The organism is Lachnoclostridium phytofermentans, from assembly GCF_000733755.1.
Taxonomy (GTDB): Bacteria; Bacillota; Clostridia; order Lachnospirales; family Lachnospiraceae; genus Lachnoclostridium; species Lachnoclostridium phytofermentans_A.
Genome location: NZ_JPOF01000006.1, coordinates 53,127 through 76,926, shown reverse-complemented (window position 1 = coordinate 76,926; position 23,800 = coordinate 53,127). Strand labels below are relative to the sequence as shown.

The window sequence follows — 23,800 nt, the reverse complement described above, 5'->3', positions numbered from 1 at the left end:
TCTAGTTATAATAAAATGTCTTCTTTGATATTAATCCACACACGATTACAAGGAACAAACAAACGACAACCATACTGACTAAACTCATTAATGATCCAAGACCATAGTCTTTACTCGTAAAAATTGTATTATAGGATAATTGCACAACTTCACTATTTGCAAAATTGTCAACGACCGTGTATACAATATTCGTTAATATTAATGGCATGATCATCGGGAATGTTACTTTCCAAAAAGTCTCATATCCTGTAGCTCCCTCAATCTTAGATACTTCATAAAGCGAGCTAGGAACTGCCTGCAATGCTGCGATAAAGATGATAATCTGAACTCCAGAGGCAGTAATGATGCTACTAATTTGTGCTACTGCTTCAATAATATAATCAAAGACTGCATCAGGAATCGCTAAATCACGAAAAAGTCCGATATAATAATCAATGTTCACCCCTGTGGAGGTTGCACTTATGATTTCATCTGGAGAAGAAGCAATTCCACCACCAATCAACTGAGTGGATAAGGCAATTGCTTGTTGAATCGCTTCGGAGTTTAAGATAACCGGTAAGAAAAATACCGCTCTTACAAACGTCCTTCCCTTAAATTTTTTATTTAACAAAAGTGCAACAAAAATACTAAAGAAGATAATTAATGGCACATCCACCACCATATCTAACATGGAAGCAGTAAGAACTGGTTTAAATGTTGGATGGGAAGTAAATAATTCTTTAAAATTTGACAAACCTGTATAGGTCAAAGTATATCCAACTCCACCATCTTGTAAGGTTGCTACTGATACACCAAATTTCACAGTCATAATTAAACTTCTTAGATAAAACAGGATAAATCCAATAAGCCATGGAGAGATGAAGAGTAAGCCAACGATTGCTCTTTTTCGGCTGAGTGTTAATTTTTTTCGTTTCTTCATTCGTTCATCCCCTCCATTCCATAGCCCTTTGCAGGGATTATAATGCCATCTGTCTCATATGCAGAAGTAGTTGAATTCACATAAATGACTATACCATTATCATAGGTTATTTTTCTTACACCAGTATCTAAAATCTCATGTTTTTTCATTGTTGCACCTGTGACATTCTTAAGGACACTGTTCACTTCCTCATATAAAGTAATCGCGTCCTCTTTCCAGTTCTCATAAGTCGTACTATACTTACTGTTAAGTCCGGTATACTTTAGTTCGGAAGAACTCTCATAAGTAAATGTAAAATGAGGAGCAGCTCCATACTCAATCAATTTTAATATAACTTCACTCTTATCACTGATATTCATTAAATTAATAGCACTACCACTGTAGTCGATACAGCCATGGAATATCATCTGATAGAATGGTATCTCTTCATCTAAGATAAAGAAATCATTATGTGCAAGCGGAACATTAATGATATCGGATGCGTATGGAAGGGAATAAAAATTACCTCCATTTACCATCATCTGTTTTCCTGTGCTTTTTAACACTTCAAACTGTGCTTCTACTACTTGTTTTGATTCTTCTCGATTAATAAAATTAGTTCGTTTTTTATCAGAAGATAAAACATCTCCTAAATCACGTAATGAAATTCCGGTAATATCAATATCCTTCACTTCATCGGAAAAGCCTTCCACATAACGTGGTAAAAACTTTGGAGAAACTAGGTTATAGATTGTTTCAGGATATCCAAGAGAGGATAGCTGAATCAATGTTGCTGGGTTTACCTGACCAAAGATTCCCTCCATCGCACTTCCGTAGTAATATACATTTTCAACCCTATGTTTGTAGCGCTTACTGATCCAGGTCACCTTTTGAAACGCTACATCTGTGTAAAGTTTTCCGCCATTTTCTTCTAAAACTTTTGATAAATTTTCTAATTCTTTTTCGCTACCAAGTTTTTTTACTAATTTAAATTTATCTGTTACATCATGGAAGTAACCTCCATTAAATGTCCCTTGGTAATTCATAATTATCTTATTAACACCATTTTGATTTAAGTCCTTTACCATGGTACCCGCTTCTTCATAAGTCGTCATTGGATAAACTTCACGGTATTGGCTACCAAGAAAGAAATTAGTACGTTTTACTCCGCCAATGACATCCATATAGAAGTTAAGCTCTGTATTTTCCGTATGCTTTGTAAGCTTCCCTTCTGAGATTAATCGTTCTCTATAATAGTTTGCCATACCAGAATATCCGTCATATTCTTTTGTTAACATCGTATATCGAACCGTGAAATCCTGCTTCATCATCTTTGGTTCAATAATCGTCATCATCGTATTATTTCCCGTATTACCACCAATCGCTACTAATTCAAATCCTCTGACAGGAAAAGAAACATAAGCATTATTATACGAGTTACGTACTCCTGAAATACTTGCTGAAATATTCGCAAGGGAATCTCCTGATTCAATAATTGCTAATACCCCATAATTTTCTTTTTGAATACCAAACAAAGGTAATCTAGCAGGTTCTGTGTTCTCTACCACCGCGATATCTGCCACCAATGGATCGATTCCGTAAATAAACTGAGAATAATCAGATGCATTTACTTTGCCATTATTAAAATTTATTAAAGAACCGGAACCATTCGGAAGTACAAGATAACCGTTCTCATCCATTCCTCCTGCTGCGAAGTATCGTAATAATTGAATACGATATAATTTTCCGCCACCATGTTCCTCGATTTGTGAGGTATTAACCGTTGCCTTAAAACCATCCTCTACTAAGCGATATTCTAATGGTATCGTAAAGGAAATAGGAAGTTCTACGTCCCCTTCTGCAACTGACATATCATTTAAAAAATCTTCTTCGGTATAACCAGCTTCGATTAAATAGCCCTCAATTTTATTTAAGGTTGCCATCGCAGAATTGATATCAAACGCTAATTCTAAGTAACCCTCGTAGTCTTTTGATTCCTTATAACGCTTTCTAACATATTTGGCATCTTTTTCATTCATTTTCCCAAGAAAAGCTTCCAAACGCTCGCTTGATATGTACATTGGTACAATACCAGTTTTACTTTTCGCATCTCCAACCTTATAAATGAATCGAAAACCATCCTTTATCGATTCGATCGTTATCTGGTCTAATATCGTAGAATGTTCATAAGAGTTAAACACACTAAGCGCTTGATTACTATTAAAATATTCAACAATCAATTGTGATTTCAGTAAGTTCTTGTTCACTTCATTTGCTAATGTGTCTTGATCAATCAAATGTGGATTACTAAAAGCTGTTTCTCCATTTCTCTTATCATAAAGAGCGATTTCACCAGTACTTTGATTTACATATAATTTAAAGCTCGCATTTTCTGCTCCAAGTACCATACCTTCCACCGATGGATTATCGTCAGTTAGCGGTAGGAATTTTTTTCCCTCTTCATAGGAATATTCTAATAAATTATCCTTAAAATCATCGTATAGTACATAGTGAAACAAGTAATAAACGCCATATCCGATAACTCCAACCAGGAGTACCGCTAAGCACGAAAGTAGTATCTTCTTTAACAACTTCATGTTTATGTCCTCCTAGACTCGATTTTGCAGTTCGACGTATATATTTCGGAAGAAATTATACACCTGTGATAGTAAATCAAAGAGCATTATTGTTACAAAGATAATAATTAGCATGGAACAAAAGGTTAGAAATAATGTGACCAAGGTTTTAGCTAGGGAATAATTATGAATAATCATAATTCCCATCAGAACTAAGATTGCAGCCCAAGCTACACCAAAAATCAGGATAATATAGTAAAACGCCTCTTCGTCTGCTGCCACATATTGCGAGATTATGGTAGCAGGTACCATCGTTAATACCAAAGGCAACAAGGCATATCCAACTGCAGTTATAATATCCTTAAACCGTCCTTCTCCTCCCATCAAGCACGTAACAGACCAATTACCAATACAAAACAGGAAGAATAATAACATGACACCAACTAGCTCACTCATGGAGTCCACGCTTCTAGGATCTACATCATTTACAATAAAACTCGCGTGAATACGATTCATACTATAACAGAAACTAAATAGTGCTGTTATAATAATCGCTACTGGAACGCTACCACGCTCTCTGTGTCTTAACTCATAATACCCGTCCGACGGGTGAGACAGAATATAAAACGGATATAACAGTTTATCCTTTGAAAACCAACGTTTCATTCTAATCCACCCCCATCTGTATCGTCTTGTATGTTCTTACGTCTTCTTAAGACTTTTTTTGTAATCATTACACCTGCTGCGATAATAACAATTCCTGTTAAAATATAACTAATGTTATCCTTCAATATCTCGTTACGATAGCGCTTATATGCGATGGAATAATACTCACGGCTCATTCCAAGCTTTAGGTATTTCATAGCCATCTCGTTATCCCCTTTGGATAAGTAAGCTTTCCCGATACCAACATTAGCAATTTCAAAATTTTCATCAAGCTTTAATACCTTTTCCCATTTTTCAACCGCTAAGGCTTCATCACCATCGAACCGAAGTGCAACCGCTTCATTAATGAGCATACCATATTCTGTTGCATTAAATACTAAAATTTCAGCTCTCGTCGCATCGAGCACTAAAATCTTGTTCTGTAAGGATTCAATCGCTACCGGAGCGACAAAGGTACCTGCCTGAGAACCAAGTCCACCGAAAATATAGAGTAGATTTCCTTCACTATCGTAGGTAAAGATTCTCCCTCTTCTTGAATCAAGGATGGAATAGATGCCGTTATCGCGATATGCAACATCTACAATTTTACTTGGACCAGAGTAGATGTACATACCTCCAGTCATTAAATCACCGCCAACGTTTTTCTTAACTCCCTTTTTAATAACGTCTTCACCGCTAGGATTTAGTCTACGTACTGCTTGCACTCCTTGATTATCAATATTGGATGCAAACACAAAACCTTTTTCATCAATATCAATTCCTGTAAATTCAGTCGGGATAAATAATGACTGTCTGCTTCGTTCTTTCTTTGTAGATAACTTACGCCATATCTTCTCCCATAAACTAATCTCAACTTTTATAGTTCCATAAAAACTGGTAAATTGTCCATTCGAGTCAAAGACCATAATACCTTCTGTCATTCCTTTTGCGATACAAAAGATACGATCCGCATAATCAACGATAACTTTCAAAGGAGTAAACACATAACCTGCTTCTAAGACATCACTCTGTGGATTACTAACAATCTTTATTAATTTATCATTCGCATCAAGTACAACAATTCGCTTATTTTCAGAATCTGCTATATAAAGTTCATTTTTGTTTGAGATTGCAACTCCAAAAGGACGGTTAAAGGTGTCAAGAGTACCGTTATTATCAAACTCCTTAATTACCTTAATTAATTTTGTCATACTATCATTTAATACAACAATCCGATTATTATTCGTATCAGCAAGGTAAACAAGCCCATCTGGTGCGATACATAAATCTTGCGGATTGTTAAATGCTCCAATTCCAAAAGACACGCCCGTGATACTATTATCTGGAACATATGCCGCAGGCGTATGTACAATATAATCACGATAATCATAATTATAGGTATCATACGGAACATGGTCGTTTGCTAACGCTGTCACATTGCCAAACATCATACAAAAGATAATGGTAGTGATTATTACAGCGATTCGCGTTTGCTTCTTCGGTTTCATTCACTAACCTCCTACTCTTTCATACCTGATGTTGTCATTGTCTCAAGAATATTGCTTTGACAGATTAAAAAGAAGGTGATCGGGATTGCTGCTAGTATAAAACTAACCGCTGCGGATGCACCCGCTCTTGCAGCACCGCCTGCTGTAATCTGTTGTATTGCAAACTGTAAGGGTTTTAACTCTTCACTTCGTAAGAAGGTGCTTCCAGTATTTCCCCACATCTGCTGAAATTGAAAGATTGCTAACGTTAACCAAGCTGGTTTTACGTTCGGCATAATAATAGTCCAGTAGGTCTTCCACTCACTTGCACCATCAAGTCTTGATGATTCTACTAAAGAGGATGGTATCTGCTCCATAAACTGTTTCATCAGATAAAGCCCCATACCAAACTGCCAAGCCGGAAGTATCAATGCCAAATAAGTATTGTTAATATGTAAAAATGAAATTATCATATAATTTGGTATCTGTGTTACAGTCCAAGAAAACATCATAGATAACACAATCATATTAAAGATAAGTTTCTTCCCTGGAAAATCATGCTTTGCTAACGGATAGGCAGCAAGGGAAGCGACCAATACATGACCAACCGTTCCAAAACCTGTGATAATCAAAGTGTTAAAAATATATCTTGAGAATGGTACCCAAGTATCATTCATTAATACAAATAGATCCGTAAAGTTCTCAAACGTTGGATTCTTTACGAAAATTGCCGGTGGATACTTAAAAATTTCGTCCAAAGGCTTTAGTGCATTGTTGGCTATCATAACTAACGGAAGGGCCATAAAGATACCACAAATAAACATTAAGGTAAAAAGGAGCCCATTCCCGGCAGCGGAACGGTTTAGCTGCTTTTGTCTACGAAATAATCGCCTTTTCGGCTTCATGTAATCTCTAGCCACCTTATTCCCCCACCCTTCTTAATAATCGTTGTACAAGCTTATTCGTTCCTACCATCAGTAAGAATAATACGGATGCAATTGCTGACGCATACCCCATCTCAAATCGATAAGTACCATAGTCAAGCAAATGTGTTACAATCGTAGTTCCGGCATAATTCACACTCGGGTTTCCGGCTAATTGTATGGATACATCCGCAATCGCAAAGGACTGCGTAATCTGCATTACCGCACCGAACATTAACTGCGGTTTCATGGCTGGCAATGTCACATGCCATAGCTCTTGCCATCTGTTCTTTACTCCATCTACCGCTGCTGCTTCATATAATGTTCGATCTACAGTTTGCAAACCTGCAATAAATGCTAGGAATCCAGTACCAAGGCTTAGCCATAATTGTACTACAATAAGAAACGGTAGGATGAACCTTGCATCCTTCATCCAAATGATTGCTTCATTAATGACACCTAGATTCATTAAGTAACCATTTAAGATACCATAACGGTCCCCAGTAAAGATTAGGTTCCAGATTAAGTATGCCTGCCCACAGATGGAAGGTGCATAGAAAATCAAGGTTAAAAAAGCTCTTAATTTCCCATGAAATTCATTTATTATCCATGCAAATAGAAGACAAAGTAAATAACTGATTGGACCCGTAACAATTGCAAATAGCAATGTATTCTTTAAAGCAATGAGGAATATATTATCCTCTAAAAATAACTTTGTATAGTTTGCCCATCCAACAAAAGTCGGCATTTCTAACATATTAAAATAGGTAAAACTTAATATAATGGAAACCAAAATCGGTAGTACTGTAAATAAAAAGAAAAGAATTAGATAAGGTGCCATCATAAGGTAGGAAGTCTTACTTTTGACGATTCGTTTTCTTAGTGTCGATTTCTTTCTTACTTCAATTAATATTTCTTGCTGATTCGTTGTCAAAATATCCCCTCCTTTTCCTTAGTCTGTCGCCAATGGTAGATGAAATTCTTTTCTCTTGTAATTAATTTCATCATTAATATAGATGATATTATCCATGAGGCACTCTCTTGCCGATGCAGAGTCCACGTTTGCATTTACTTTATAAAATGCATTGTCAATGTTTCTCCAAGTAAAATAACCACCTGGTACCTGTCGTGTTCCTACCACACTCTTAAATTGTTCTTTTAAAGCATCATGGTCTGCAGATGGCCATGGAAGATTCTCAAATGCTTCCTTATTCGCAGTAGCCACACGCGCGGAAGCTCCCATTAAACTTTCCATTTCTTTTCCGTACATGGTTTGTGTTTCAGTACTGGTCCACCATTTTATAAACTCCCAAGAATCCTCTTTATACTTTGATGCCTCCATAATAACACAGGCAGAACCTACACTGGCTACACTACGATCTATGGTCCCATCCTCTTTTAGCATACCAGGAACTGGTGCAAATCCCCACAACCCCTTGATATCTGGGGCAGACACTTGAAAGTTGTTGTAAACAGAGTAATCTGCTATAATAATCGGGCATTCTCCGGTACGGAAACGGTCTTCTACACTGGTTACTTTATCAAGTTTATAATCCGTATATAAACGGCAATACTCCTTAAAAGCGTTAATCGCTTCATCACTATCAAGCGCAGATTTGGTTGCAGCTTCATTGTAATACTGACCGCCAAACTGATTTAAAAGCATTAAGAAATTCAGTTCATTTGGTAACATACCAAATTCCATTTGATTCTTTGCCAGTACTGACATAATAACTTTTACTTCATCCCAAGTCTCTGGTAAGGAAATGCCTAACTCTTTTAAAATATCTTTTCGATAAAACATCATTGGGAATGTCTGTGTCTCTGGAAGTGCAAATGTGCTATCTTCATAAGTAAATGGAACCATAGCACTATCAAAAAAGCGCTCCGTAACTTCCTCTAAATCACTAAACTGACTTAAATCAGTAACTGCATTACGGAGTCCATAGTTCATTGGCATATCATTCGAACTTTGGATTGCTGAGTTATTGGTTGGATTTGATATATTAAGCTGAATCGCAACATCTGGACCTTGACCAGCAAGTGTTGCTTGAAGCAAGGTTCCCATATCGACTAACATAACATTTACATTAATCCCTGTTTTCTTTGTAAAAGTCTCATCAATCAAGGATTTGATTACATTTGCTTGATCACGCCCTGTACCAACCCATAATGTAATGGTATTGTTCTCTGTTCCTTTCTCAGAGACATTACCAATCTGGTTATAATCAATGATAAAGGAATAAAAAAGTCTGCAAATCTCATACCATAATTTTGACCAAAAAGAACTTCCAGTTACCCCTGCATCAACATCAGGAGAATAGATGTAGATAGCATCCAACTGTAAAGGCTGCGATACTGCACTTGATAACCAAGTACCTACAGCACGGACATTTATTTTATAAGAAGTTACAATTTTTTTAAAATACTCTTGGTCTTTAATCAAAGCTTCTAATTGATCTCGCATCGTTACCAACACAGCTTCTTTATCACTACTGCCACCAGCAACTTCACGTAAATGTTTGATTGCTGAATCTAACTGATTATGTACATCAATAAGCTCTGCTTCGAGCTCCGGTAACTTTGCTTCAATTTGATAATCACTATAAACATCTGGTTTTACACCAGTGATACGGATTATCTTTCGATAGATAGAGTTTAGTTTTGATAAAGATTCCTGTACCTCTCCAATGATACTGGAGAACTCACCCAAAACATTCTGCATACGAAGGGTATGGCTTCCTGCTTCCAAATAAATCTTATAGGCATCTTCATTACCATCCATTAATGTATCAAATCTCCAATTCGATTGATACCGAAATCCATAATCGCTTAACTCGTTGAACAAAACATTACCGTCTATCATAATTTTTCGCGAAACATAGATACCTCTAACGAAATTTTGTTTCGCATAAAAGCCAATATTGTAATAACCGCTCTCTGGAACTTCAAAATCCCACTCCATCCACTGACCAACCAAACGCCAGGAATTGCCTCCAATCGTGTTGTTTAGCAATTCTTTCGTGCTTGACGGATAAACAGCAGGGGAGGATTGATCTTGTCTTGGGTACAACATTTGAGAAGACGTTTTCGTAACATTCTCTGCTTCGACCCTTACAAGGATGCCTGACGTATCCTTTGCATTCTCCGCATCCCATTCTGCTTTTTTGGTTTCATAATCAACTACTTCTGTAGAATTATTTAAAGTGATACTGCGAAGTAACATGGGCTCCTTTAAAGAAAGCATTGATATTTTATGTACCCCTTCCGTTAAATACACGGAAAGTTGATTGATTACATATCCATTACTATCATATAAATAACTAGTAATCCATTCTGGTGTTTCATATAAACTAGGCTTTAAGTCATTTCCTTGATTATCCTTTTCCCACTTCTTAGTTAATATTCCATCTTCATTGAGATAGGTTTCTGTGATGCTGTTTGACCAAACTCTGGAGAATTCTACTAGTGCTAGCTCATCGTAAGGAAGCGCTCCATCAATGAAGAAACTTCTTTGGATTTCAGAATTCTTTCCATTAATCGGATAATAGGTTAAGGATATATCATAAAAGCCAGCAGTTTTTATATCTACTTCATATTCGACTAAGCCGGTTTCAGAAGTAATAATCGAGGTTCCATCCATGCCTTCATAGTCTATCTTTTCTTCAGGGATTATTGGTAGTTCTTTTCCGTTTTGATCAAGTTCCCCTTCCGTATAATAGATATAATCCTTAGCTTCAATCACATATTCTTCGGAAGGTTTCACCATTTCAAATCCTTCCTTATATACAGTATAACGATCAATGGATTGGTCTACGGAATATGAACCTACGATTTCTTCGTACTCTTCCATCGTTTTATTTTCAGCAGCAGTCGCAGTTTTTTTACTCTGGAATGGAGTAAATAACATGGAAGCCGCCAAAATGAGTGATAGAGTTCTTCTAAACCTCTTTCTTTTCACCATTTTTTTCTTCTCCTTTTTGTTATTCATAATACCAAGCATCCTCCCCTTCCTGTGGTTTTGGCGTATATACCTTTAAGATACGCTCCAATAGAAACGAAGAAAAGTAACACCATCCCCCAGGAAGTATCAACCAAAATGGTAATGGTAACACCCAAAGAAGATATCCACAAATCACCGTTCCAATAATCAAAAGAATGGTATATGGTAAATGTCTAAATTCCATAAGTAATGCCATTTTTAATAAGCTACTTAGTTTTAATTGAAACCTAGACAATACAGGAAAGATGTAGGTCAGAAATCCTAATAACAGGAGAATCAATGCATCATAAATGATGACGATTGTGAGGGAGTTTGTATTCTCCCCTTTTGCAACATATTCTCTATTAATATAGAATAACGCACCGATCAATATTAGGCTGATTGTAATAACTCCACCTGATAATAGAGTTCTTTTAAAGGAACGAAAAAATTCTTTTGTTGGATAACTTCGTTCTTTTCGAACACTTTTTACCATCGCATAATAAAATGATGTGATTGAGCTTCCAATTGTTATAATCGGAAGACAACAAACAATACATAATATGTTAAGCAAAACGATATGGCCTATCTTTGTCATTGTTGTTATAATTTTTCCATCCGAACTTAACCATTCTGCCATGGCCGAATCACCTCTCTTCTAGTAATATCTCATGCATTTTGATAATTTCCTGTCTATTCATGAATCGGGTAATTCTTTAAATCTGGAAGTTCATCTAGTGTAAGAACACTATCATGGGCATAGACCTTCTTCACCATATACTCCTCTGTATATTGTTCCGACAGCTTGTTAATCATCGTAGATTTCGTTACAAATTCACCACCCCAAGTAGCAAAGAATCCCCACATAGCGCCATCACGAATTGCTAAGTCTGGATCAAACAAACAACCGTTTTCTGATAGTACAATCATCTTCTTTGCTTCCGTATAATTCAAGGCTTCCAAATATTTATTGACCTGAGAGGTATAAACCTTTTCTCCTGGATAAATATCCTCTCCGATGATATCTACATATTCATCCCCTGGATACCATTCCTTATCTTGACCATTCCATAACCAGATTAAATTATTTAAACCATATTCCTTTGTTAATTTCTCGTATAATAATATGTACAATTTTTTGTAAGCTTCCGCGCCTTTTGCTCCCCACCAGAACCATCCGCCGCTCGCTTCATGCAACGGTCTCCATAGAATCGGAACATCAGCTTCTTGAAGTTTCAGAAGCTCTTTTGCAATAGCATCAATATCATCCATTAATAATTGATATCCTTCTTCATCCTGACCATTCATAATCTTAGCTAAATCTATGTTTGTTTCTTCTGTATAAAAACCACGATACCAAGTTCCCGTTAAATATTTCGTTGGTGCATTCCAGTGCCAACAAAATGTGACAATACCACCCTTTTCATCGAACTCAATCGCATAATCAATTGCTTTGGAACTGCTGCCTTTTTCAACTCTCGATGGTGTATATTCGATTAGGTCGAGACCTAGAACTGCCGGAAATTTACCACCTGTTGTTTTCCAAAGAGCAGAAACTTCTATTCCATACATTCCTTTATCACTATATTGACCAGATAAAAACTTCTCTCCATAGATATCGGTCAGATAACTCATCAATCTCTTCGCACGCTCGCTTGCATTTTGATTTACTAATGTTGCAGGAACTTCATAGATACTTGCATCAAGTTCCTTGGCGGATGTTACTACTAATTTATCCACGACAACCCACCCCCAGTATTTTGATAGCTTAATGCTATGTTCTCCACTTGTAAGATATATTCTTTCTAATTTCGAATCTGAGAACGCGTTTTTGTCTGTCACTGCTAACCCCATACTTTCACCATCTACTGTGACATAATTTTCTTTGTATCCGCCCAGGGCCGCACTAATAAAATTTAAATCATAAAAACCATCTTTTTCTACGGTAACTTTAAATTCGCAGAAGTCACCGTCATTTTCAAAACCACTGATATATCCTGTTCCAGAATATCCACTTTTGCTGCTTTCCTTTTTCACACTTCCACTAAGTAGAGCATCTTCCGCTTCCAATTCAATCGGTATCATAGTTGGTACTGGTGTAGCGGTGGGTGCTTCTGTATTTACCACAACTTCGCTTTCCTTGCTACTTTCGTCTGTTTTATCAAAAGATGCGCATCCACTGACAGATAAACCAAGCAGTAAACACATTAGATAGAGGCTTTGCTTTCTCATACTGAAATCATCCCTTCGGTTATGTATCGTTCGATTTTGGTTATTTTTATCTGATGTAGGAACTAGGAATCGCACTTTTATTATTACCATGCATCTATATTGCACTTAATAGTGCATTTAATTGTGTTAAATATTACATTTATTATCTCTGATATATGCATTATAACACATGCATTTTTAAGAAACAAGTATATATTGTAATATATGTACAATTAATTTATAACAGCCACATCTTTTTAATGTATTTTTTTTAATGTACATTATTATCCTAATGATGCATTATTTTATAAATGAAGCATTTTGTAGCGCATTTATGCTCTATATTTGTGCATCATTCGACCAATTTTTAAAAATAAACATCAAAACCTTACGTAAAAGTAGAAAGAATCCTTGATTTTTTTCCACAGATGCAACAGAACCAGAAAAAGCACGCTTCGCGAACTTATCCTTGTCATGAATAAAAAAACTAACCATAAACAGTTTTTTTAACGTACTGTTTATGGTTAGTTTTCAAGTTGCATTGCAAAACTATATTCTCATACTATGATAAATTTTCAAAATTGCGCTTCGAAGACATTCGAATAATTGGTTGTGTTTCAATACTTATTATTTCACGTGGAAAATCCGGATTTTCCATTCTCCATAAAAGCTGCTGAACAAGTCGTTTTCCAACCTTTTGGTTTCTTACCGCTACTGTAGTTAATATTGGCTCCACCTGGGTAAGCCCTTCTACATTATCAAAGCCAGTAACTGCTACATCCTCTGGTACACGATATCCTCGTTTCTTTAAGCAACGTATGGTATCTAAAGCAATATCATCGTTCGCACAAACAATAGCCTCTGGGATATAAGGGAAAGCGCTAATCGTTGCTTCTACTTCTTCTATCTTATAATAACGATTTGCTTTATGGGATACTGCAACTATATCAGGATCAACAGTTAGATTTGCCAGACGCATCCCATCAAGGAATCCTTCATAGCGTTGTTTTATTGACTCACAATATGTGACATCTCCGATAAATCCTATTTTCTTCATTCCTTGGGAAATTAAGTGCTCCGTAATCATGCGAATACTGTTTTTACCTTCACATACAATTACGTCGTTATAACCATAACTTCCAAAACCATTCGCTGGTTCATCTAAAAATACCGTTGGCAGTTTCATTTTAAGAATCATATCGGTATATTTGCAGGTAAATACACCAATAAATAGAACTGCATCTACATTTTCTGTAAAGTCTAATGGCAATGTTAGATTTTCCTCATCATCATCACTGATAAAATTAAGCCTAAGCTTACAGCCATTTTTATTTACTTCATCAGAAATCCCCATGATAATACTATTCCAAAATGCACATAATTCACGCCTAGCAAGAACAACGATCGTCTTGTAATCAGTCATGTTAGTTTTTAGTTTAAATTCATTCAATACAGCAGGAGCTAACTTTAGATAACCTAGTTCACACGCTTTCTTAATTACAAGATAACGAGTTTCATATGCTACGGTATCAGAATTATTGAGAGCCCTTGCAACCGTATTTCTTGACAGATTCAATTCTTTTGCAACATCCTGAATTGTTACCTTCTTCATACAATCTTATCCCCTATTTTACGTTCTATGGTTAGGGTGTCCCATATGTAATCAAGACCGGCAGAATATCGACATACTAACCACGCTAATATCAGATGAGTTATATTTTTGAAATCCTTCTTTTTTTTTGCATATACATGCAATTTTGTGCATGTAATAAAAATTCTCATCTTTCCTATTCTTTCTATAACAAATCTTACTATATATATTGCAATTTTTCAAGCATATTTAGCATATATTTGTTTCTTTATCAAAATGATGCACCATGTCAAGTACTCTTTTGCTAAATGTTTGCATCATTAGAAGCGTTGATAAGCCCCTTGCTATTATCATAAGAATCCCATTGACATTTTATAACGTATCCTGTATTATCATAAACAGTATACAGCTGTCTTGTCAGCTGAATACTTCAAATTAACAACAGCGAGGTATCATAACAATGAAAAACAGTAAGATTCAAACAATTACCATCTCAGCTCTTTTGTGTGCGATTGGGATCGTTATCCCAATGTTTGCACCAAAGATTGTTCTAGAACCAGCTTCCTTTACATTAGCAAGCCATGTTCCTATTATTATTGCAATGTTTATATCTCCGATCGTTGCAATCTCCGTAGCATTGATCACCAGTATGGGATTTTTCTTTGCTGGCTTTCCACTCATTGTTGTACTGAGAGCATTAACACACTTAATCTTTGCTTCTATCGGCGCATTCCTACTGAAGAAGAATAGCGATATATTGCAAAAGAAATCAAGTGCAACATTATTCGCCTTTCTCTTATCGATTGTACACGCAATATGCGAAGTAATTGTAGTCACCTTCTTTTATTGGGGTGATAGTGTAACAGGATTATATTACGAAAAAGGTTATCTCCTATCAGTGCTTGGGCTTGTTGGAGTAGGTACCATTATTCATAGTATGATAGACTTTAGCATATCTGTAATTGTATGGAATCCACTTAAGAAAATAATTACAGTTCCAGTAAGCGCACGTATAAAGGCAAAGTCATAATCTATCATGAGGTAATTTTTGTGAATTCCAATAACTATTACAATGGAAAGATATTGGTATAAGGTTGATACTTATGATCCCATAATTAAAAATCTGTTAAATTTAGCAAGATTAGTAGTTTAATTTCGTAATAGTATGTTATTAAATATTATTTCTATAATGATTTCTCAGTTCTACATAAGTAGTCTTAACATTCTACAATTGTAGATTTAATTAAAAGTATCATTTGAATCTATTTATGCAGCTAGTAAATAATAATTTGGAGTATGAAAAAACGTGACTTAATTCATATAATAAAAGAAGTCACGTTTTTTATATCCTATTCCATAATATCATCCGTAATAAACATAGCATCCCCAAAAGAGAAGAATCGATATTTCTCTTTCACAGCTTCCTCATAGGCCGCTATGATATGTTCTCTACTCGAAAGAGCAGATACTAACATTAATAAAGTGGATTCAGGTAGATGAAAATTTGTAATTAAGCAATTCATAACTTTAAACTGGTATCCAGGATAGATAAAGATTTCTGTAGCCCCACTTTTGGCTTGTACATATCCATCTTCATCAGCAGCGGATTCAATTGTTCTACAACTAGTTGTTCCAACGCAAATGATCCTCCCACCTGCTCGTTTGGCATCATTGATTTTTTTTGCTTCGCTCTCTTCTACTTGGTAAACTTCGGAATGCATATGGTGATCTAAGATATCATCTTCCTTTACTGGGCGGAAAGTTCCAAGTCCAACATGAAGAGTTACATTTGCAATGATTACTCCCATATCTTCAATTTGCTTCAAAAGTTCCTTCGTAAAGTGAAGTCCAGCAGTAGGGGCAGCTGCAGAGCCTTCGTGCTTTGCATAAACTGTCTGATATCTATTTTTATCCGCTAATTCATGAGTAATATAGGGAGGAAGTGGCATCTGTCCGAGTTCATCTAAGATTTCTTCAAAAATACCTTGATAGGTAAACTTCACAAGGCGATTACCTTCTTCAAGCACATCAATAATTTCACCAATCAACTTACCGCCACCAAAACTAACCTTTGTACCAACTTTAGCTTTTTTACCAGGGCGAACTAAAGTTTCCCAAACATCGTCTGCTCCCCTTTTTAAAAGCAAAAGTTCAATTGGAGTCCCTTCTTTACCATAGCTATGCCCCGGAGCCAAAGGCACCTTCTCAATGATTCTCTCTCCCATGAGCCTTGCTGGAATAACCTTCGTATTATTTACTACAAGGCAATCACCCTTTTTTAGATATTTTACAATCTCCTTGAAAATATGATGTGTAACCTTACCACTTTTTTTATCTAAAACCAAAAGTCTAGAGCCTGATCGGTCCTCCAAAGGATCTTGTGCAATCAACTCTTCTGGTAAATCAAAATAAAAATCTTGTTTTTTCATGATGTTCTCCATTCCTGCATATCTTGTACGCTAATAAAATTGCTAAGTATAGAATCATTCTAATGTTTTCTACCTTATTCTTTACTTATTAATATTGCTCTACCTTACATCCCTCATAATAAAAAGAAATGATATCTGTATAGCGAAATCCTTCCAATGCCATTCCTCTTGCACCAGACTGACTCATCCCTACACCATGTCCAAAACCCATACCCGCAAAGTAATAAGTATTAGAATTATACGGTGCATTCTTTATGAAATTAGTTAAGTTATCCGCGCTTCTTACGATATATTGTTCCTTTATCGAATCTAGTGAACTCACTTTATTATTAGCACTTATGACATAGCTATCTTTTAATGCTTTTGTTTTACTACCTTGACTGCCTTTTACCGTAACAACATCCGGCTTATCCTGATAATTGATAATTTTAAACTTGGTACTTGGAAGCGAAAACATACTACGTATACTATTCGTACTGATTAAAGTGCTACCTTTTGCTCCGGTAACTTTTAAGGAATAAACACGATTTGAAGCTGTTAAAATGCTTGGAGAGATCTTTTTAATTGTCCCCACACTTTTTCCATTTTCCTCAAGTATGGCTTGAATATCAGCCTTTGTAAAAACTTTGATCCAAGGACCCTTCTCTGGGATTTTCTCATACTGATCGATAACACTTCGCAAATAAGGAAGTTTCCTTCCCCATACATCTTCCGAGGATTCTGTTCTTCCCCCACTGGTAGAAGAATAATAAGAAGTTATCATTTTTCCCTTGTATTTTACTACTTCTCCTTGGGTTGCAGCGACTGCAGCCGTAGCCTGCTTTGTCTCATATTCATAGCCACGGTATACTTGGCTTATTTGAGTATCCTCTATGCTATAAGGATTTTTTGCATTCGAATCAGCGGTATAACCAGTTTGCGTTAGGGCATAACTTCTAGCACAAACAGCTTGTGCCTTTAATGCTTCTAAAGGCCAGCTGCTAACCATCTCACAAGGAACAACGCCAAGCAGATAGGATTCTATATTAATTACATTGATTGCTGTTAAGGTAAGCTTTCCATAGCAACCGATTTCTATTCTCCCCCGATAGGAACGCTCACCCAAATCAAGTAAAGCAACATTTTTACTATTTCTAGCAATCGGCTTTATCTGAGGATATGCATTCTCAATTCCACCATCCATTAAGAGCTCCACACCATCGCCAGACATCTTAACCCTATGCTTATTATTTTTTACTGGTCCAAGATAGGTATAACCGAACTTGCCTTTTACTTTTTGATACATCGCAGAAAAATCTGAACTACTCATTTCCCCACCAATATACACACGGTAGTGGTTTCGATAGATTACAGTTGGTATCGCTGGTACTCCCAGTTCAGCGATTTTATCCGCAGTTTTTTTCGCATCCTCATAAGTAGAAAAGAGTTTGGATAATACATAATAATTTCCCTTTGCTGGCTGAAAAGTAAATCCATTCTTTGATTGAAAGCTAACTTCAGAACGATATTTATCCTCAATACAATATCCAAGCGCTATTTCTGTAGTTTGAATTTTAATTGACGATTTTCCTTCATACTTTTCATGAAGCCCAACTCGAATATCTGTCATTTCTTTTTTATTTGAGACAAGTGGTACAGAGGAAAGAACTTGATTGCTCCATAAACTCTGAGCAGATACATAACCACTTGGTAGTATTGAAATACATATAATTATAAGGAAAAATCCAAAACATGATAAACTACCATATTGATAGGAACATCTCCTACTTCTTCTTATTGTCATTCCTCTACTCCTAACTTCACAATCTGTTATGTATTATAATAGTTTTTTTATAAAAAATCTACCTTAGCTGTTGTATAATTTACTTTTTTCATTATAATAGTAACTATATGTTGAATTTAGGCTGGGATTTTTTTATTTTGTAGTATTTCTTATTAGGGGAAAGTAATATTACCTAAGATTTATGTCTATAAGCTTTGACATAATCCTGATCTACACACAAAATACTTAGGAAATAGTAAGAAATCCAACGTTTTGTGTACACTGTCCTCAGCACAAAACTTAATACACACAGAAATGGAGTAATTTATGAAAAAATATGTAAAACTTTATGATGTTACTGCACTTTATCCAATCTGGTTTTTATTATTAATGCCAAATACTTGGATATTTTTAATTGCAACTCAATTTATTTTAGCAAGTTTTGTACTTCTGGGTGGACTAAAATATATGGAACATGAAGATGTCTCCTCCGTATGGAAAAAGACGATAATTTGGAATACATTATATGGTTTCATTGGATATCCAATCACATGCGGAATATTGTTTGCTACCCAATTTATCTCTGAAACAATGCCAAAAGGGGAATGGCTATTAGAAAATCTTACAACGCCATTAGCTACAAATCCATTCTCACATCTTACTTCTGCTATTTTTATTATAGTTGTTGTTGCATTTTCAGCTTTTATTTCTTACATCATGAATAGGTTTTTCTCCTTTAAGAAAACAAACCTAAACAAATCTCAGATAAATCGTCTATCGATTTATTTAGCAATTATTACAGCACCATATATTACAATGATTCCAAGCGTTAGTTTATATAACTCTTTGCTGAAATAGACTGTCAATAAAATGAACACGTATAATAAATATTAAGTATAAGTTCAAGTATAACCTTAATTTTAAAAAAAGAGCTGCATTTCTATTTTGAGAAATGAGGCTCTTTTTTATCATACTATTTTACAAAACCAAAGGATGGTGAATATCGGAATAAAGGTTTTCCGATGATATCATCAAGCGGAACATACTTTGATTCCCAGTATCTCGCATCATCGGATAGATTTCTATTGTCACCCATCATAAAATAACAACCTTCAGGAACTAAAAATTCCATCTCTTCTTCTTGTTCCATAGGCTCTTTTAGATAAGCTTCTTCTAATGGAGTTTCCGAATGGTTAATGTAAACTTTACCATCTTTAATTGTCACAGTTTCATTCGGCAATCCAATGATACGTTTGATGTAATTTTGAGATCGATCATCTGGCCACTTAAATATTACGATATCTCCACGTTTCGGCTTTGAAATCATATAAGACAGCCTATTACCAATCAGACGGTCATCCGTCATTATAGTATTCTCCATGGAACAGGTAGGTATCTCCACCTTAATAATCACATATTTATTTACAATAAGCGCCATAATAAAACCAGCTGCAATGATTAAAATCCAACTAATAATCTCGTTACGTACTTTCTTACGTTTTTCCTCGGCTGTTAATTCTTTCTTTTCTAATTCTGGTGGATTTTTCGCCATGACAACACCTCATTTCAAGTGGAATCTATATTAAGTAAGTTACGTTCATCCTTTTAATAAGCTATTTCCTTATTTTTTAATGGGGAGTCGCAAAAACTTGTGACATCCCCACCTATTTTAGAATAATATTTCTTTTTTTCTGCTAAGTAAACGTGCTCCAGTTGTAATCAAAAATGCACCAGTTACACAACCAATGACTGTCACGCAAATTCCAACTACAAGACTACTGATACCGGCTGAATTCATTGTTTTATATACTTTCTCCATGCTAACCTCGTTTCTGGCATAAACGCCTTTTATTAACAATGCAACTTTGTGCACAGGCACAATTTGCTGGCTGAAAACAGAAATTCTCAACCTTACCTATGTTCTTACAGGCATAGTTATCTTAGTGAGCCTAAGTGATAGAGACAAGCCTTTCAACAAAGAAGTTTGCAAACCTATATCGCTTTACAACTTCTGAGTACGTAAAAATACGCAAAATAAAATCAAGTAAGATTACGCCTCTACTCCGTACTGCTCATAATAAGCATCAATTGCCTGTTTCAATTGATCATCGATCACTACTTTTCCATTATAAGGCTTCCCATATAAATGTTCAACTACTTCTTTCATTGTCACTATCGCTGTTGTCTTAATACCATAGGTTTCTTCTATCTCTTTTAGAGCACTTTTGCTACCTTTTCCACGTTCCATACGGTCCACAGATACTACCAAACCTACCACGTCAACTTTTCCCTGTGCAAAAAGAATTGGCATAGTTTCACCAATTGAAGTTCCCGCAGTAGTTACATCCTCAATAATAACAACTTTGTCACCATCATGAATCGGGCTTCCAAGAAGGATACCAGTATCACCATGATCCTTTACTTCTTTACGATTAGAACAGTATTTCACATCTTTATCAAAATGCTCACTGATTGACATTGCAGTTGCAACACTCAAAGGTATTCCTTTGTAGGCAGGTCCAAAAAGTACATCAAAATCAAGTCCGTATGCATCATGAATCGCCTTTGCATAGTACTCTCCAAGCTTTCTTAATTGAGCACCAGTTCTGTAAAAACCAGTGTTGACAAAGAAAGGGGTCTTTCTACCACTTTTCGTTGTAAAATCACCAAATTTAAGTACTCCACAATCAACCATAAATTCAATAAACTCTTTTTTGTACTGTTCCATAGTATTCTCCTTTATATTTTCCTTGTAATAATTATTGGTACTATTCTAAAAAAATCATTCATGTAAAATTTATTCTGTATCATTCTTAATTAATCCTGTCTTCTTAAAAGTAGGATTAATATAGTTTAATACAAGCAAAAATATAGTTCATTAACCTTATTTCACACACCCGATCAAATCATTGATGTCACTTATTTGATTCTTCTTCATGTAGCTTTCTATTCCCTCAATTACTTCGATCGTAGCATATGGATTGACAAAATTAGCAGTACCAACTGCTACAACCGATGCTCCTGCCATGATAAATTCAAGAGCATCTTCCGCGTTTTGAATTCCACCCATACCGATGAGAGGAAGCTTAACTGCATTTGCAACCTGATACACCATACGAACTGCAATTGGCTTTACTGCTGGTCCTGACATACCGCCTGTCTTATTTGCAAGTGCAAAAGCTCTGCGATTTATATCAATTTTCATACCAGTAAGAGTATTGATTAAAGAAAGAGCATCTGCACCACCAGCTTCTGCTGCCTTCGCCATCTCTGTAATGTCTGTTACATTAGGACTAAGCTTTACAATGACTGGCTGTTTTGAATGTCTCTTTATCTCGTCCATTATCATAGCAATCATCTTAGGATCTTGTCCAAAAGCAATACAACCTTCTTTTACATTCGGGCAAGAAATATTAAGTTCTAGTAAGTCCACTGCCTCTTCAGACAATCGTTCTACCACTTCGACATATTCCTTAACGGACTTACCGCAGACATTAACAATAACCTTAGTATCATACTGCTTTAAAAATGCTAAATCTCTTTCCACAAACATCTCTACACCAGGATTTTGTAATCCGATTGCATTTAACATTCCGCCATAGGTTTCTGCAATTCTAGGCACTGGATTTCCCGTCCAAGGTACACTAGAAACTCCTTTAGTTGTTACTGCTCCGAGACGGTTTAAATCAACAAATTCACTGTATTCCATTCCCGAACCAAAAGTTCCGGACGCTGTTGTAACCGGATTCTTAAACGTAACTCCTGCAATTGTAACTTTTGTATTCATACTTCCTCCATTCCTATGCGTGATATTTACGTTTTTCATAGTTTGTCTTAGTTTAAATTTCTATTTCATCTGCATAGAAAACTGGTCCTTCTTTACAGACTCTTTTATTATTGACATTGCTATGATGATCCTTATCCTTCGATTTGCATACACAAGCAAGACAAGCACCAATTCCACAGGCCATACGTTCTTCCATGGATAATTGAGCTATCAAATTATGTTCACTCGCATAGTTTTTAACTCCACGAAGCATAGGCGTTGGACCACATGCAAAAATCATACCATCTACAATCCCATGCTCACGCATTGCATCGATGACATTTCCTTTTGTACCAACACTACCATCCTCGGTAGCTATGATTACTTCACCATAAGACTTAAATTCATCCACTAAGAATGTTTCGGAACGATATCCAAGTACTATTTGTTTTTTTCCTGGGAGATTTTTTGCGAGTTCCAACATTGGAGGAATTCCAATGCCACCACCAATTAAGATAGAATTAGATGTATTTTCAAGGAAAAAGCCATTACCTAGCGGCCCCATTATTTCAATTTCGTCCATTTTTTTTGCTTCTGCTAGTTCATTCGTTCCTGCACCTGCAATACGAAAAACAATTCGTAACATGGTTTTTTCTTCATTGATTTCACAGATACTAATTGGACGTGGAAGTAAACGACTTCCCTCCTTACAGTAAATAGAAAGAAATTGACCAGGTTTAGAAGCCTTTGCAATAGATTCTTCCTTTAACCATATACTGTAGATCCCATCACAGAGTTTTACATTCTCCGTAATGACAGCTTTTGTTTTTTTAATTTCCGCCATGTATCACACCAAGCCTTTCCAAATGATATCCTTAACATTGTATACGATAAGTTTTAAAAACGCAACCTTTGATTTCTTAGATACCACTGGTAAACTTCTTCCTTTGCAAGATCAAAACTAGAAAATAATTCGATCGCATCCTCTACCTCTGAGTAAACCTTCCAGTATCCGGTAATTAATGAATTTTTACCACCTTCTTTCATAAAAGCTAAAATATCTTCGATCGGATAACCAAGAAATACTCCAAGCTCGTGTGGAAACGCTTTCTCCTCAAAAAAATACATTTCTAGCCTAATAGATAATCTATCAATCATTTCCGTAAGACTGTCATGGGGATAATCATATTTATCTAATAATATCCTTGCATTTCTATCATTTACTTTCTTAAACAGCATGTCCTCTTGATAGATAAGATAAACGGTAAAATCTTCTGTTGAGAATAATGGATGAATTAATAGCTGATTGCAAAGAATTAGATGAAGAAAACAACTAAACACTTCTAAATGGGCTTTTGTTTTATGAGTTGCAGTTAAACTACAGGCTGCTCTGCAATGCATTATTACTGGTGCACATGGCAGTAGCAGCCCAAGAAACATATGATTTAACTTTTTAATATTACTAGAACCGTATCTTGCTAATACTTTCATCTTAGTAAACCCTTTCTTTTATTAAATTAACTTACTACC

General features: G+C 35.7%; 20 protein-coding genes. 2 read left to right on the top strand and 18 right to left on the bottom strand.

Annotated features, from left to right (window positions below):
• Position 1: 1 nt before the first annotated feature.
• The 10 genes from CC92_RS0113700 to CC92_RS0113650 all read right to left on the bottom strand — a co-directional run bounded on the left by CC92_RS0113700 (position 2) and on the right by CC92_RS0113650 (position 14,334).
• The gene (locus CC92_RS0113700) at positions 2-919 is read right to left on the bottom strand and encodes a carbohydrate ABC transporter permease (protein ID WP_029504717.1); all 918 of its coding nucleotides are present in this window, start codon (positions 917-919) and stop codon (positions 2-4) included.
• Positions 916-3,495 (bottom strand): DUF5696 domain-containing protein, encoded by a 2,580-nt coding sequence (locus CC92_RS0113695; protein ID WP_029504716.1) that lies wholly within the window; start codon positions 3,493-3,495, stop codon positions 916-918. The genes CC92_RS0113700 and CC92_RS0113695 overlap by 4 nt, the downstream gene beginning before the upstream one ends.
• 12 nt (positions 3,496-3,507) lie before the next feature.
• The gene (locus CC92_RS0113690; protein ID WP_029504715.1) at positions 3,508-4,140 is read right to left on the bottom strand and encodes a Yip1 family protein; all 633 of its coding nucleotides are present in this window, start codon (positions 4,138-4,140) and stop codon (positions 3,508-3,510) included.
• Positions 4,137-5,627 carry an NHL repeat-containing protein gene (locus CC92_RS0113685; RefSeq protein WP_051650879.1) on the bottom strand — a complete coding sequence of 497 codons (1,491 nt, stop codon included), beginning with the start codon at positions 5,625-5,627 and terminating at the stop codon, positions 4,137-4,139. The genes CC92_RS0113690 and CC92_RS0113685 overlap by 4 nt, the downstream gene beginning before the upstream one ends.
• A gap of 11 nt (positions 5,628-5,638) precedes the next feature.
• Positions 5,639-6,526, bottom strand: coding sequence for a carbohydrate ABC transporter permease (locus tag CC92_RS0113680; RefSeq protein ID WP_242841365.1), 888 nt, complete (start codon positions 6,524-6,526; stop codon positions 5,639-5,641).
• Between the two features lies 1 nt (position 6,527).
• Positions 6,528-7,463, bottom strand: a complete 936-nt coding sequence (locus tag CC92_RS0113675; protein WP_029504712.1) for a carbohydrate ABC transporter permease — start codon at positions 7,461-7,463, stop codon at positions 6,528-6,530.
• Between the two features lie 18 nt (positions 7,464-7,481).
• Positions 7,482-10,520, bottom strand: coding sequence for an extracellular solute-binding protein (locus tag CC92_RS0113670; protein WP_029504711.1), 3,039 nt, complete (start codon positions 10,518-10,520; stop codon positions 7,482-7,484).
• Positions 10,513-11,151, bottom strand: coding sequence for a YesL family protein (locus CC92_RS0113665; protein WP_029504710.1), 639 nt, complete (start codon positions 11,149-11,151; stop codon positions 10,513-10,515). The genes CC92_RS0113670 and CC92_RS0113665 overlap by 8 nt, the downstream gene beginning before the upstream one ends.
• Positions 11,152-11,204: 53 nt before the next feature.
• Positions 11,205-12,743 carry a glycosyl hydrolase gene (locus CC92_RS0113660; RefSeq protein ID WP_029504709.1) on the bottom strand — a complete coding sequence of 513 codons (1,539 nt, stop codon included), beginning with the start codon at positions 12,741-12,743 and terminating at the stop codon, positions 11,205-11,207.
• Positions 12,744-13,284: 541 nt separating this feature from the next.
• Positions 13,285-14,334: a LacI family DNA-binding transcriptional regulator gene (locus CC92_RS0113650; protein WP_029504708.1), complete on the bottom strand. Its 1,050-nt coding sequence runs from the start codon at positions 14,332-14,334 to the stop codon at positions 13,285-13,287.
• Positions 14,335-14,773: 439 nt separating this feature from the next.
• Between CC92_RS0113650 and CC92_RS0113640 the strand changes: the two genes are divergently transcribed.
• The gene (locus CC92_RS0113640; protein WP_029504707.1) at positions 14,774-15,343 is read left to right on the top strand and encodes a hypothetical protein; all 570 of its coding nucleotides are present in this window, start codon (positions 14,774-14,776) and stop codon (positions 15,341-15,343) included.
• A 319-nt stretch (positions 15,344-15,662) separates the two neighbouring features.
• On the opposite strand, the gene queA is transcribed toward CC92_RS0113640, so the two are convergent.
• Positions 15,663-16,742 (bottom strand): tRNA preQ1(34) S-adenosylmethionine ribosyltransferase-isomerase QueA, encoded by a 1,080-nt coding sequence (gene queA, locus CC92_RS0113635; protein ID WP_029504706.1) that lies wholly within the window; start codon positions 16,740-16,742, stop codon positions 15,663-15,665.
• Between the two features lie 88 nt (positions 16,743-16,830).
• Positions 16,831-18,525 carry a SpoIID/LytB domain-containing protein gene (locus CC92_RS0113630; RefSeq protein ID WP_029504705.1) on the bottom strand — a complete coding sequence of 565 codons (1,695 nt, stop codon included), beginning with the start codon at positions 18,523-18,525 and terminating at the stop codon, positions 16,831-16,833.
• 306 nt (positions 18,526-18,831) lie between these two features.
• Here CC92_RS0113630 and CC92_RS21755 point away from each other — a divergent pair, with 306 nt between their 5' ends.
• Positions 18,832-19,362, top strand: a complete 531-nt coding sequence (locus CC92_RS21755) for a hypothetical protein (protein WP_029504704.1) — start codon at positions 18,832-18,834, stop codon at positions 19,360-19,362.
• A gap of 115 nt (positions 19,363-19,477) precedes the next feature.
• Here CC92_RS21755 and lepB read toward each other — a convergent pair whose 3' ends face one another.
• From lepB to CC92_RS21750, 6 genes are all read right to left on the bottom strand, one after another.
• Positions 19,478-20,056, bottom strand: a complete 579-nt coding sequence (gene lepB, locus CC92_RS0113620) for a signal peptidase I (protein ID WP_029504703.1) — start codon at positions 20,054-20,056, stop codon at positions 19,478-19,480.
• Positions 20,057-20,173: 117 nt separating this feature from the next.
• Entirely contained in the window at positions 20,174-20,323 is a 150-nt protein-coding gene (locus CC92_RS22800; RefSeq protein WP_029504702.1) for a hypothetical protein, read from the bottom strand.
• 231 nt (positions 20,324-20,554) lie between these two features.
• Positions 20,555-21,232 (bottom strand): orotate phosphoribosyltransferase, encoded by a 678-nt coding sequence (gene pyrE / locus CC92_RS0113610; RefSeq protein WP_029504701.1) that lies wholly within the window; start codon positions 21,230-21,232, stop codon positions 20,555-20,557.
• A gap of 156 nt (positions 21,233-21,388) precedes the next feature.
• Complete coding sequence (locus tag CC92_RS0113605; protein WP_029504700.1) at positions 21,389-22,291, bottom strand: dihydroorotate dehydrogenase; 903 nt, start codon at positions 22,289-22,291, stop codon at positions 21,389-21,391.
• A gap of 52 nt (positions 22,292-22,343) precedes the next feature.
• Positions 22,344-23,114 carry a dihydroorotate dehydrogenase electron transfer subunit gene (locus CC92_RS0113600; RefSeq protein WP_029504699.1) on the bottom strand — a complete coding sequence of 257 codons (771 nt, stop codon included), beginning with the start codon at positions 23,112-23,114 and terminating at the stop codon, positions 22,344-22,346.
• Positions 23,115-23,167: 53 nt separating this feature from the next.
• The gene (locus CC92_RS21750; protein ID WP_051650877.1) at positions 23,168-23,761 is read right to left on the bottom strand and encodes a DUF3793 family protein; all 594 of its coding nucleotides are present in this window, start codon (positions 23,759-23,761) and stop codon (positions 23,168-23,170) included.
• Positions 23,762-23,800 lie beyond the last annotated feature (39 nt).

What these genes read in the sequence shown, in the direction of transcription:
- CC92_RS0113700 (WP_029504717.1), bottom strand. Translation starts at nt 919, where the DNA reads ATGAAGAAACGAAAAAAATTAACACTCAGCCGAAAAAGAGCAATCGTT.
- CC92_RS0113695 (WP_029504716.1), bottom strand. Translation starts at nt 3,495, where the DNA reads ATGAAGTTGTTAAAGAAGATACTACTTTCGTGCTTAGCGGTACTCCTG.
- CC92_RS0113690 (WP_029504715.1), bottom strand. Translation starts at nt 4,140, where the DNA reads ATGAAACGTTGGTTTTCAAAGGATAAACTGTTATATCCGTTTTATATT.
- CC92_RS0113685 (WP_051650879.1), bottom strand. Translation starts at nt 5,627, where the DNA reads ATGAAACCGAAGAAGCAAACGCGAATCGCTGTAATAATCACTACCATT.
- CC92_RS0113670 (WP_029504711.1), bottom strand. Translation starts at nt 10,520, where the DNA reads ATGAATAACAAAAAGGAGAAGAAAAAAATGGTGAAAAGAAAGAGGTTT.
- CC92_RS0113665 (WP_029504710.1), bottom strand. Translation starts at nt 11,151, where the DNA reads ATGGCAGAATGGTTAAGTTCGGATGGAAAAATTATAACAACAATGACA.
- CC92_RS0113660 (WP_029504709.1), bottom strand. Translation starts at nt 12,743, where the DNA reads ATGAGAAAGCAAAGCCTCTATCTAATGTGTTTACTGCTTGGTTTATCT.
- CC92_RS0113650 (WP_029504708.1), bottom strand. Translation starts at nt 14,334, where the DNA reads ATGAAGAAGGTAACAATTCAGGATGTTGCAAAAGAATTGAATCTGTCA.
- CC92_RS0113640 (WP_029504707.1), top strand. Translation starts at nt 14,774, where the DNA reads ATGAAAAACAGTAAGATTCAAACAATTACCATCTCAGCTCTTTTGTGT.
- queA (WP_029504706.1), bottom strand. Translation starts at nt 16,742, where the DNA reads ATGAAAAAACAAGATTTTTATTTTGATTTACCAGAAGAGTTGATTGCA.
- CC92_RS0113630 (WP_029504705.1), bottom strand. Translation starts at nt 18,525, where the DNA reads ATGACAATAAGAAGAAGTAGGAGATGTTCCTATCAATATGGTAGTTTA.
- CC92_RS21755 (WP_029504704.1), top strand. Translation starts at nt 18,832, where the DNA reads ATGAAAAAATATGTAAAACTTTATGATGTTACTGCACTTTATCCAATC.
- lepB (WP_029504703.1), bottom strand. Translation starts at nt 20,056, where the DNA reads ATGGCGAAAAATCCACCAGAATTAGAAAAGAAAGAATTAACAGCCGAG.
- CC92_RS22800 (WP_029504702.1), bottom strand. Translation starts at nt 20,323, where the DNA reads ATGGAGAAAGTATATAAAACAATGAATTCAGCCGGTATCAGTAGTCTT.
- pyrE (WP_029504701.1), bottom strand. Translation starts at nt 21,232, where the DNA reads ATGGAACAGTACAAAAAAGAGTTTATTGAATTTATGGTTGATTGTGGA.
- CC92_RS0113605 (WP_029504700.1), bottom strand. Translation starts at nt 22,291, where the DNA reads ATGAATACAAAAGTTACAATTGCAGGAGTTACGTTTAAGAATCCGGTT.
- CC92_RS0113600 (WP_029504699.1), bottom strand. Translation starts at nt 23,114, where the DNA reads ATGGCGGAAATTAAAAAAACAAAAGCTGTCATTACGGAGAATGTAAAA.
- CC92_RS21750 (WP_051650877.1), bottom strand. Translation starts at nt 23,761, where the DNA reads ATGAAAGTATTAGCAAGATACGGTTCTAGTAATATTAAAAAGTTAAAT.